The sequence below is a fragment of the Paenibacillus sp. FSL R5-0912 genome (assembly GCF_000758605.1).
In the GTDB taxonomy this organism is placed as follows: Bacteria; Bacillota; Bacilli; order Paenibacillales; family Paenibacillaceae; genus Paenibacillus_AQ.
This window is the reverse complement of the sequence record NZ_CP009282.1, coordinates 6078573-6090664: the sequence shown is the minus strand read 5'-3', so window position 1 is coordinate 6090664 and position 12092 is coordinate 6078573. Positions and strand designations below refer to the sequence as shown.

6 protein-coding genes are annotated in these 12092 nt (G+C 49.0%); all 6 read left to right on the top strand.

Features of this window, described 5'->3' with window-relative positions:
- Positions 1–34: 34 nt before the first annotated feature.
- The 6 genes from R50912_RS25680 (at position 35) to R50912_RS25655 (ending at position 12092) form a co-directional block, all read left to right on the top strand.
- A complete protein-coding gene (locus R50912_RS25680; RefSeq protein WP_042238808.1) occupies positions 35–4948 on the top strand; it encodes an S-layer homology domain-containing protein in 4914 nt (1637 codons plus the stop codon).
- A gap of 195 nt (positions 4949–5143) precedes the next feature.
- The gene (locus R50912_RS25675; RefSeq protein ID WP_042238806.1) at positions 5144–6310 is read left to right on the top strand and encodes a GntR family transcriptional regulator; all 1167 of its coding nucleotides are present in this window, start codon (positions 5144–5146) and stop codon (positions 6308–6310) included.
- Between the two features lie 115 nt (positions 6311–6425).
- Positions 6426–7775, top strand: coding sequence for an ABC transporter substrate-binding protein (locus R50912_RS25670; RefSeq protein ID WP_042238804.1), 1350 nt, complete (start codon positions 6426–6428; stop codon positions 7773–7775).
- Positions 7776–7852: 77 nt separating this feature from the next.
- Positions 7853–8752 carry a carbohydrate ABC transporter permease gene (locus R50912_RS25665; RefSeq protein ID WP_052416691.1) on the top strand — a complete coding sequence of 300 codons (900 nt, stop codon included), beginning with the start codon at positions 7853–7855 and terminating at the stop codon, positions 8750–8752.
- Entirely contained in the window at positions 8749–9630 is an 882-nt protein-coding gene (locus tag R50912_RS25660) for a carbohydrate ABC transporter permease (RefSeq protein ID WP_042238802.1), read from the top strand. The genes R50912_RS25665 and R50912_RS25660 overlap by 4 nt, the downstream gene beginning before the upstream one ends.
- 68 nt (positions 9631–9698) lie before the next feature.
- Entirely contained in the window at positions 9699–12092 is a 2394-nt protein-coding gene (locus R50912_RS25655) for a GxGYxYP domain-containing protein (protein ID WP_042238800.1), read from the top strand.

Here is a 12092-nt window from a genome sequence, read left to right as displayed (position 1 = left end):
GTCTATGCTGAGTTTAATACGAGGAGGAGTGAATGTGAAAAGGAAAGCAATTTCCTGTGTACTTATGGTTGTTATGATGGTTTCTATGTTTTCCGGCATAAATATAAAGCGTGTAAGCGCAGAAACGGTTGATGCCAGATTGAAGATTATGAGTTTCAATGTGCTGACGAGCCTGAACCAGCCGATTGAACGGGAACACAATGGACAAACCCGGGGACAGATGCTTACGGCTCTGATCGACGGGAAGCAGTCTGATTCCATGGGCTTGAATGAGGTCACCCAGGATTGGTTGAATTACCTGAATAACAGCGTGAGCACTTATGGATATCAGAATGGGGTGACCTATGCAGTTACCGGAAATAAGGCTGAAGACGGCATAACCGATTTAACAAGCGGCTACAGCGAGTATTCGCCCATTCTTTACAGAAGCGATCTATATGATATTGAAAAAACCGGAGGATACTGGTTCTCGGATACGCCAAATGTAAAAACGTCCAAGTATATGGATATTCAGGACGCAGAGGGCAGACTGCTATACAAAGGAATGTCCAATTCCCGCGTTATGTCATACGCTATTTTAAAATATAAAGGAACAAATGAAATCGCATACATTCATATAAATTCCCATTACGACCACCAAAGCTCAGATTATATCCAGCGGCTTTGTTCCATTCAGGTCGCAAAAATGGCCAACGAACTCGCGTTACGATATCATGCGCCTGCCGTCTTGACGGGAGACATCAACGCAACGGAGCAATCGGAAGCTTATAAATATCTTGCGAGCGGAGACAACGGGTATGTGAATGCCAAATATGTGACGAATCACTATTCGACACTTCCCAGCTCTGCAGGCTTCGGTGAAAACTATAACGGGGAGACCAAAGACGTCATTGACCATATCTTTATCTCAGCGGGAAACATCGGCGTGTATAAGCATGACATCCTCAAGAATCCGTATCTTTCCGATCATTCGGCGGTATACGCAGAGCTGTCGCTGAATCAAATGCCGAAATTAGACGCCATTGAAGTGAATGATACGGCGGTTCCGGAGTTTTCAGACAACCGCTTTTCCTATAACCTGTTTTTACCGGACAGCAATCTGTCCTTTGAGCTGAAGCACAACGCCGGGTATACCGTTACCGCAAGCATCAATAACTCGCCTTATCCGGTTTCTGCAGGAGCCGGGGGACAAAGTCAATTGAGTTTCAATATGACGGAAGCGAATAACTCCGTTTCCCTGTATGTAATGGATTCCGCCGGACGCACGACAACCTACATCCTGAACATTTATAAAGAATCCGGTGAGGCCAACCCGGTCATCTCGGAGATTTTCCCCAATGCCAGTCCAGGATACAAATACTTTGAAGTCACAAATGCCGGCACCAAGTCCATGTCAACGGATGATTACGCCTTCCTGTGGGGAAATATCGGAGCAGATGCTTCGGTTAGCTGGGAAGGCAGGCTGGAATTAACCGGGAACCGGGTCATCCGGCCAGGCGGCTCCGTTGTTTTTTGGTTTACGTATAATACGAATGGTGTGTTTTCCACGGAACCGACCGTCGCAGATTTTAATGCGCATTATCATACCAGCCTTACAGAGGAGAACATCATTATTTTCGGAGCTTCACAAGTGTTTAAGGGGTACTCCGTCTCTGCCGCTGACCCTAATCAGACAGCAGTCTTCACTATGGGGGCGAATAAGGACAGGGGAATGCGGATCGGTTATGCCAAGGATAACCAGGGACAGCCTTACGGATGGACGAAAAAGTCAACAAATTCATCGTTTGACGGTCCGGCCGTTTCGGTATCTTCCTATAAATCGATCTCCACGAAAGATTTGACGTCAAGCCAGTTATTCAAATTCAAATATGCTGAGGGCCAGACGGTTGCCGCCGCGTCCGATGTACTGGATCTTTTTTATGCATCGCCCGGCATCTATGACAAGAGAGTCGGCAACGAGCCCAAGGATGCCTATGCCAGAATTGAAGCGGGCGAATATGACAGCTATTCACTTGTTCATGCAGAAGGTGATAATTTGGGCGGCTCCCTCGCCGGGTCATGGGCATTTTACTCCAATGTCCAGTTTGGGGAAACCGGTGCGGATTCGGCCATTTTCTCGGCAGCAGTGAAAGAAAGCAACGCCACAGGCACTATTGAGATTTACATGGATGGCAATTCTGACGGCAGTCTGACCAATGCCCGCAAAATCGGGTCCCTTACAACAACGCCGACCGCTGCCGATTGGAGCGTCTATAAGGAATTTACAAGCAGCTTTAGCGAGCGGATTACAGGCACGCATCATGTGACGCTGGTGTTTAAACCAAACGCCGGGAAGACCTATGTGGGGAATCTGGATTATTTCGTCTTCCATCCGTATGTGGCCAAAGCGGATCTGACACAGCTGACCGGACTCGCCTTCCGGCTGGACGGTAAACCGCTGGCGGCAGATACCCTGTTGAATGCCACACAGGAGAAGAACACCTACACCCTCAGTGCAGAAGCCGCCTACTTGCCGGCAGATGCTGATTATTCAATACGATGGTCATCGTCCCGTCCCGATATCGCGGCTATAAATGAAACCACCGGCTTGATTACCGTATTGAAATATGGGGACTTTACGGTTCAGGCTTCCGTTTATTCAAACTATAAGTTATTTGACAGCTATACCACGCCGGTGTTATCCACCGATTATAAAATATCCGCTTTCAGCTATATCGAAGGTGAATGGGCTTCCCGCTTCACCCCCGGCAAGGACAAAATGCCCAATGCCAAGAAAGCGGCTGCGGCGGCTACGGGTTTGTCCGGCAATCTTACCAATGGCTATAATTATATAGGCGATGTGGTTGACAGTAGCAGCATGACCCTGGGCTCCGTGGATTTCGGGAGCAATGGCATCCAGAGCTTTGTGATGAATATGGCGCTGAAAAGCTCAAACTGCGGAGGGACGGTCACCCTCTATGCAGATACCGTTGACGATGCCCACAAAATCGGCTATCTTACAGCCGCGGTGGCTCCCGATGCGCCAGACAACTATAACACTTATCTTCTGTATACAGGAACCATAGAACAATCTGTTACCGGCGTACATGATCTCATTCTGACATTCTCCACCAGTAAAACCTATGTCGGAAATATCGATTACCTGATCTTTGAAGAAATCGGGAATCCCCCCTCACAGGGCGAAGATACGGTCAAACCAGTGATTACCCTGCGGGGGCATAATCCGGTAATCCTGGAAGTGGGCTTGGAGTATTCCGATGCCGGAGCCCTTGCATCGGATGATCGGGACGGAGATATAACGGGCCGGATCAGCACCGCCTACAGCTGGAACGGGCTTCCTGCGGACGGAATCAGCACTGTTACGGAAGCCACCTACAACGTTCATTACAATGTCAGCGACCTGGAAGGAAATGCAGCTGATGAGGTCGTACGGACAGTAATTATCGCAGCAACCGCCGGACCGGATACAGTGAAGCCGGCGATAACGCTGCTGGGCGGCGCAACGGTGGAGGTGGAGAATGGCGCGGTGTACATGGATGCCGGAGCCGTTGCTGCGGATGACCGGGACGGAGATATTACCGATCGTCTGGTGATCACGATTACCACTGCTGACGAGCTAATTGCTGCAGTGAACACTGGAGTGGCCGGAACCTACAAGGTTCATTATAATGTGCAGGATACGGCGGGCAACGCGGCGGCCGAAGTGATCCGCACAGTCATTGTTGCCGCCCCTGTGAATAATCCAGGCGGTGAGGATCATCCGAATACCGAGTCTCCTGCGGTATCCCCTACACCTACTCCTGTGCCCCGACAGCCTGCAGGGATTCAGCAACTGAGCCGTGGGGATCTGAAGCAAGAGAAAGCGGGAAGCTTCTCTGTACAATGGAGCAAGGAGAAGGAAACACTTCTGCTTCCGGCGGATGTGGCTGACGCTGTAGAGGAAGGCGGCACCCTGAAGCTGATGAAGGAACAATTAACCCTTGAGCTCAGCGGGCAAACCCTGCGCAAGCTACTGGCGGATGCCGGAGAAGGCGCACAGGAAGCGCAAATCAGGATTACGGCTACAGCCGCCGATTCCGAATTGATGAAGCAGGCGGTGGAGAGGGCAAGTATCCCGGGAACTGTGCAGTGGACAGCAGCCAGTGAAGTGTTCAGTATCAAAGTGCAGGCTACGGATCATAGCGGCGATCCGTTTGCAGGGGCCTCTGTATTGGAGAACGGGAAGGCCCTGCTGACCCTCAAGACCGGTGGCGTTGCCGATCCTGAGTTACTCGGAGTATATTCCGCCTTAGCTGGCGGCAAGCCAGTTTATGCGGGAGGCCAGTGGAGCAATGGGAGCATTACCGCTGAAGTCCTGCTGGAAGGACAATATGCGGCGCTGGCCTATACCCGCAGCTTCGAGGATGTGGGCGGCAGTCACTGGGCCCGCACCGTCATTGCAAGAATGGCGGCGAAGCATGTCATCGAAGGCGTTGACGATGCCAAATTTGAGCCTCAGAAAGCTCTCACCCGTGCAGAGTTTGCCGCTATGCTGGTGCGGTCGCTCGGGATAACTCGGGCTTCTGGCAGCAGCGCCGCAGTCAGATTTGCTGATGTACCGCAGGAATCCTGGTATGCAGAGGCAGTAGAGACCGCTGCACAAGCAGGACTGATAAGCGGACGCAGTGACAGCAGATATGAACCGGAGGGTACGGTAACCCGGCAGGAAATGGCCGTCATGCTGGTCCGAGCCTATGAATATAAAGCAGGTTATCAGCTCTCAGGCCAGGCGGGAAGCGGGTTTGCCGATGCGGATCAGATAAGTGCCTGGGCCAAAGATTCAGTCGCTGCCGCCGGCGCGGCAGGATTGCTCCAAGGCCGGGGCGACGGGCAATTTTCCCCCCAAGAACAGCTTACCCGCGCCGAAAGTGTCCAGGTTCTATACAATTTGCTGACAAGCCTGAAATAGAAGCCGAAGCATCCTGACAAAGAATAAGCTCCCCCTATGGCACCAGGCTGATGAAGCGCCGTGTCAGAGGGGGAGCTTATTTTGAAAGCAAAGTTCGGGACCGGCCAATTTGCAAATTCAGCCCCTTGATATAGAGATGAAATAAAAAATATGTTGTGATATATTTATTATATCAAAATATCAAAGGGGCTTAAAATGGATAAAGTCAAACTTACCAAGCAAAGAAAAAGCAAGCTTTATGAGCAGGTAAAGGAAAGAATCGTGGAAATCATCGTAGAGAAGGGGCTTGCTCCCCATGATCCGATTCCTTCGGAAGGCCAGCTGGCGGAGCAGTTTGATGTCAGCAGAATGACCAGCAAGATGGCGATTCAGGCGCTGGTGGAGGAAGGAATCTTATACAGGCTTCCCAGAAGGGGAACTTTCGTAGCCGATATTAATACAGGCGAGCTGCAATATAACGCCACCCGATCCGGAAAAGAGCCTATGAAGAATAAAGTGAAGCAACTGATTTCCTTAATTCTGCCGATGATCGATGATTTTACCGGCAACATCCTTCATTCGGTTGAACAATCATGCAGCCTGCACGGGTACCATCTGGTGGTGAAGCTCAGTGAGGACTTGGAGAATGAAGAACAGATTCTTCAGGAAATGTCAGCAAGCCCGGATGTGGCGGGAATTATTCTGTTCCCGAGGGGCCGCAAGGTATGCGGAGAACAGTTAATGAAGCTCCGTTTGGCGAAATATCCCATAGTGATCCTGGATCGTTCGTTTAAGGAGATTGATTTCGATTGTGTGCTTCATGATCACTATCTGGCAGCCTACCAGATTACCCGGTATTTAATTGATCATGGACATACAAGAATCGGGTTCCTGACCAATCAGATGGACGTAGCCAGAAGCCGGGAGGAACGTTATCAGGGCTATATTCAGGCTTTGGTTGACTCACATGTGGGGATTTATACGAAGCTGATCCATTCAGTTGAAGAAACAAACGGCATGATGAAAAGGGTGAATCTCTCGGAAGATCCTGTGATTGAGGTCCTCAAGGAATACTTGAAGAACTCCGGCGATATGACTGCAGTCTGTTGTACGGAGGACATACTGGCGATAAAGCTGGTATATGCCGCCGAGAAGCTAGGCATCCGGATTCCGCAAGATTTGTCGGTAACCGGATTTACCGATAACAAAGTGATAGATATGTATCCATTGCCGCTTACAACGGTCAAACAGCCTACGGATTTTTTCGGTGAGTCCGCAATGAGCCTGCTAATGGCAAGACTTGAAAATCCGGATCAGCCGCTGAAGACCATCAAATTAGAGACAACGATTGTGGAAAACAAGTCGGTGGATAGAATTATATGATTAATAGAACGAAGTACTGATATATATAATATATCAGTACTTTTTTATTGAATTATAAATACTATTGATATATAATAATTTTGTAATCGATATCAAAGTTTTGGGGGGAATAGAAATGTATAAGCGTTTTTTGATGGGATTGATAGCTATGGCAGTGGTGACGGCATTAACGGCATGCGGATCAGGCAATAACAATCCAACAGACAATGCCTCTTCAAGCAACAAGAATTCAAGCACGACTAACACTTCTAATCAAGGTGAAAATGAAAGCGTTAAACTGCAGGTAGTTGGAGGTGATTGGGACGATGCCAGCATGACAAAATTTAAGACTGAGAATCCCGATAACCTGGGATATCAGACAAGAAATGCCATCGCCAAGGAATATCCCAACTATAAGGTGGATTATCAGAACTGGGGATGGGCCGAGGATCTGGATAAGAAGCAGAGATCAGCTATTTTAAGCGGCAGTGTGCCAGACATCGTGCATGGCGAGACCTTCATGCCAATCTACGCATCGGAAGATATTCTGACTCCACTGCCGGATGATATCGTTAGTGCGGTCAACCCAAACTTTCTGCTGAATAACAAGGAGGGTAAACCGGTTGCTGTATCGCCGAAAGGGAATCTCTTCCTGCTCTTTTACAATAAAGATCTTCTGACACAGGCCGGCATCGATGCAGATAACGTTCAGTTAAAAACGTGGAAGGATTGGCAAGCTGTATCCGAGAAGCTGACTGCGGCGGGAGCTGGCAAATTTTTTGGAGGCGGCATTCCCTCCCACCCGCATAACGGCGGCGCGCTCCGGTTCACGGCTATTGCTCGTAGCGTCGGCGCAGACTGGGGTGGTGGAGACACAGTAACGATCAATACGCCGGAAATGGCTAAAGCACTGCAATTCCTCAGAGACATGGACCATAATTTCCCTAAGGGCATTGGCAACGGCACCGACGAAGGTCCACTCTATGCGATGTTTAATGATGATAAGACACTCGGATTTGCTATCAATGGCACATGGCAGGCCAATGATGCCATCACCAAGAAATTGAATTACGGCGTTGTGCCTTTGCCCGTTGCAGAAGGCGGCGTTTCGTCAAATTCATTGGTGGGCTTTGATTATTACGGCGTGACCAATGCTTCCAAGAATAAAGAGCAGGCCTTCAACATCCTCCGTACGATGCTGAGCAAAGATATTCTTGGCAGTGCATCCATTCATGATATCACCCCTCCGGCTACAACGGAATTACAGAACGATCCAGCGGTGCTGGAATCTAATCCTATCCTTAAAGCAGGAATTGAACAAGTTGCAAACGGAGAATTGAAGGGCTTGCCTGTATTCAATAAGAATAATTCGCAAATCTGGGATGTCATTAATACCAAAGTTATTTCCAGAGCTACCATGACAAACGACCCCATTGATACGATTTTGAAAGAAGCCCAGGCTGAAGCGGAGAAGCAGTTGCAATAATGTGAAGGGTGTTGGGTGGGGCATGGCAATCTGCTGCCGCACCCTTTCCCGTTCATATGACATCAAGGAGGTTTACCATGGAGTTTAAAGGAAGAAGGATCAGTCCAAGGCGGAAGGAAGCCTTACTTGCCTATTCAATCATAGGGCCGATCTATATATGGTTTGCCATTGTAATTATCATTCCAATTCTACTTGGCATATTTATTTCCTTTACAGAATGGAATGGACTCACGAGCCGCCCGCATTGGATCGGCATTGCGAATTATAAGACTTTTTTTACAAGTCCTGATTATTTAATCTCTTTGTGGAAGCAGTTATGGATTGGTGGGGTGGGATTTGCCGCCAATACATTGATCGCCTTCATCCTTGCTTTGATGTTGAACGTTCCCATGAAGCTGAGGGGCTTATTTCGGTCCACTTTTTATGTGCCCAATGTTGCGTCGGTAGCGACAACAACAGCAGTTATTATTGCACTGTTAAATCCTCAATCCGGGCCGCTTAATAAGTTCTTACAGTCATTGGGTTTAAACCCTGTGATCTGGTCGTATTCTCCGTTTTGGATGGTATTCTGGATTACTGCTTACGGCGTCTGGAGAGGTGTGGGACCTACAGCAATAATCTGGCTCGCAGGCTTGCAATCCATCGACCCGACCCTCTACGAAGCAGGCAAAATAGACGGTGCCAACCGGTTTCAATTGATCCGGTATGTCACTCTGCCAGGTCTTAGACCTATCGCAAGCTATATCGTGATCACAGGGCTGATCGGTTCCATGCAAATGTGGGATTCGGTAATGTTTATCTCCAGGGGTGGACCTGTCGGTGCAACTGACGTGCTAATGTACCGGATTTACCGGGATGGTCTGGAAAGCTTCAATATGGGCATGTCGGGAGCTTCGTCCATGGTACTCGGTTTTGTAACCATGATATTAACGGTTATTTATATCCAATTTATTGTGAGACGGCAGGAGATTCTATGAAAACGAGTCTATTATTAAAATCGTTGTGGACATTCATATTGACGGCTATTGCTTTGGTTATGCTGTATCCTTTCTTATTTTCATTACTGGCAGGCTTCTTTCCCAAAGAGGACTTCACGCACATAAGCTCTTTATTGCCGATTCCCGGACGGTGGGTGATTGCCTGGTACAAGAGTCTATTCGAGCCGACGATGCTCCGGCCTCTGCTGAATACGGTACTGAGAACGAGCTGGTACACATTAATTGTGACATCGATGGCCTTCTTCGTAGGCTATGTGCTGGCACGGCTGCAGTTTCCCGGCAAAACCTTCTTCTTCTTTTTCATTATACTGATCCAGATGGTGCCGGGTGTGCTGACACTGATTCCAACGTATTTACTGATGGCAAAAATTCCGCTGATGGGCGGCAATGACTGGTTTGGAGCAGGTGGCCACGGCCTGATCAACAATCCGCTGGTACTATATGTTCTGATTGGTCCCGCGAATGTGGTGTGGATTTATCTGTTCCGCCAATCGACAGCGGCATTGCCCCGGGATTTTGAGGAAGCAGCCTCGATTGACGGGAGCGGGTTTTTCCGGACACTGCTGACGATCATTCTGCCTATTCAGAAGCCAATCATCGCGACAATCGCTCTGAATACAGCTATTGGCACCTGGAACGACTGGCTGAATCCGTTTATGTTTGTGAACAAAATTGAATACACCACCATAACGGGCTATGTCGGCTTGCTTGTCAGCGCCTTGTCCAAATTCGGCGACCGCAACTACCCGCTTATTTTCGCCGCTTCCACTATAGCCACTATACCGCCGCTCGTGATTTTTTTGTTTACGCAGAAATACATCGTTCAGGGGTTTGCCAGTGCCGGTATCAAAGGATAGTACTTTAGCAGTAGATAGGTAGAATTGATGCATTAAAGGATTATAGCTCAATTACCAGGAGGATGGTTATGAGAAAAAGCCTGCGATTGGTTCTGTTTGTGATTGTATTGATTGTAAGTACGGTGGTCTCAGGGTTCCCTAAAGCTCAAGCTGCTGGGGGTTTATATCCCAAATTACCAGCAGCGGGTACCCTCTATGTCTATGATCTGCGGAATGATTCCCCCGAAGCCAAGCTGTCCGCACTGGCTCTACAGGGATTAATTAATCAAGGTTCAGCCAAGATTTATGTCTTGACCAGAGACAATATCGACATCGGCTGGTTGAATACGACCGGGAAGAGCTATCAGAATGTGACGCCCTTAAGCGGAACCAATCCGGGCCTTAGAACCCTGTACAGAGATTATATAAATACGGTATCCAAGCTCATTGTATGGGACGGAAATTCGGATTGGACCTTCAATATTGCGTTGATGAAGGGAAGCCTGGAGAGCGGACTGCCGGTGACGGACAGTATCCGAAATAGTCTGATTTCCGAATTTGGAACGAAAACAGCAGAGGATATCCGTTCGAACTGGAGCGGACGGGTGGCTGCCTATGACTGGGCGCTGGATCACTTGATGCCTTCCTTGAACAAGCAGGTTATTTTCTCTGCCGGTTTGCGGACGACAGAACCTAACCCTAAGGATAACTGGACAGGTAACCCATGGCTCGTATTCGATTACGCCGCAGCAAGCAAATCATTTGTATTCTACCTTGATCCACGGGTCCAAAGCGAACGTGAGGAAATTGTTAAAATTGTGCAACGAGGAAACTACGCGCCGGGTACGGCCGTGATGGGCTATGCACCCAACGGTGATGAACTGAACGCAACGGTAAATCCATACGGCATCGGTTATGTGGTATCGGATTATTACTCGAACGGCAGTGTCTGGTCCAGCTTTCCGAACCGCACCTATTCTCAGCCGGCGGGTACTGCCATAAATGCGCAGCCGGGCAAAGTGTATGTCTCCATCGTGGCGAGCGACGGCGACAATATCCAATTCGACCAAGGATCATTGTACGGACAGTTTCAGAGTACTGCGAAAGGGCAGGTTCCTGTAGGAATTACCATTACCCCTTCCGCACAAGAACTTGCGTCACCTTTCTTGGATTACTTCTACGCGAATAAGACCGACAACGTTGAGCTTGTCGCCGGACCTACGGGCTATCAGTTTATTTATCCCGAGGATTATACAAACGGGTATTCGGTATGGCTGAATCTGAATAAACAGTGGCTGCAGGATGCGGGTATCCGCACTTCCCAAATCTGGCATAGCAGAGTCAACAGCACCAGCCACAAGCAAATGGCGGACAGTCTGGTCGGCACTGGAGTAGCAGGTCTCTTCCGGGGCGATGATGTACAGCCCATCAGCGCATACCATGGAATCTATACGATTGCCCAAGGCGACATGGTTCAGAATGAAGGCGACATCTATAATGTCCTCAAAAATGTGAACAGTGACCCTTCCAGACCTGTGTTTCATAATATTTATCCGATTTTGGCAGGTTACGGACAGGATACTAACGGCAATCCTTTATTTTTTGAAAGAGTGAAGGCCGAGGTGGACCGGCTGAATGCGGACTATCCCGGAAAATATGTTTTTTTGAAGCCAAGCGATGAAATTGCCACCGTTGACAAGCTGAACCAGGAGCTCAGGGGAATCAGCTTCGCCGCGAACAACAATGACGCAGAGACCGTCTATCTGTACGAAGACAATTCCTCGGCGATGGACAACGGTCACCGCTATGCGGACGGGAATTCCAACTGGATTTACAAATTCAACCTGGACCCGGCTGCCACTAAAGCGACGCTGACGTTGGACATCGGCGGCGATTATGTGGTCGACCTCTCCCGGGACGGCACGAATTGGAGCAACGCTGCCCATGCCAACGGCGGTACCGGCAGAACGGTGGAGAATTCCAATATCAGCGGCTGGTTGAATAATAACCCGGCGAAAACAGTGTATGTGAGATTCAAAGACGGCAGCCCCCAGAATGGCAACGGTCCAAGCCTGTACCGGCTTTCGATATCCACAGAGGGAACAGGTGCAAACCTTGTAACGCCAAGCTACGCGGACAATCAATATATTGTTCAAAATACAGGCAGCATCGATAATGATCACCGTTACGCCGACAAGGATTCGACAGTCATTTATAAATTCGATCTGAAGGATAATGTAACCTCAGCTTCCATGGTGCTGGACATCGCGGGAGAGTTTAATGTGGATGTCTCACGGGACGGGGTGAATTGGGGGAATTTTGCTTATTCCATTGGTGTTTCCGCGCGGCATTCGGAGACTTGCAACCTCTCGGGGGTGCTGACCAATAATCCCGACAAAATAATGTATATCCGCTTCAGCGACCGCACTCCGGTCAACGGGTATGGTCCGAGCTGGTGGAACCTGAATATTTCAGCTTCATAG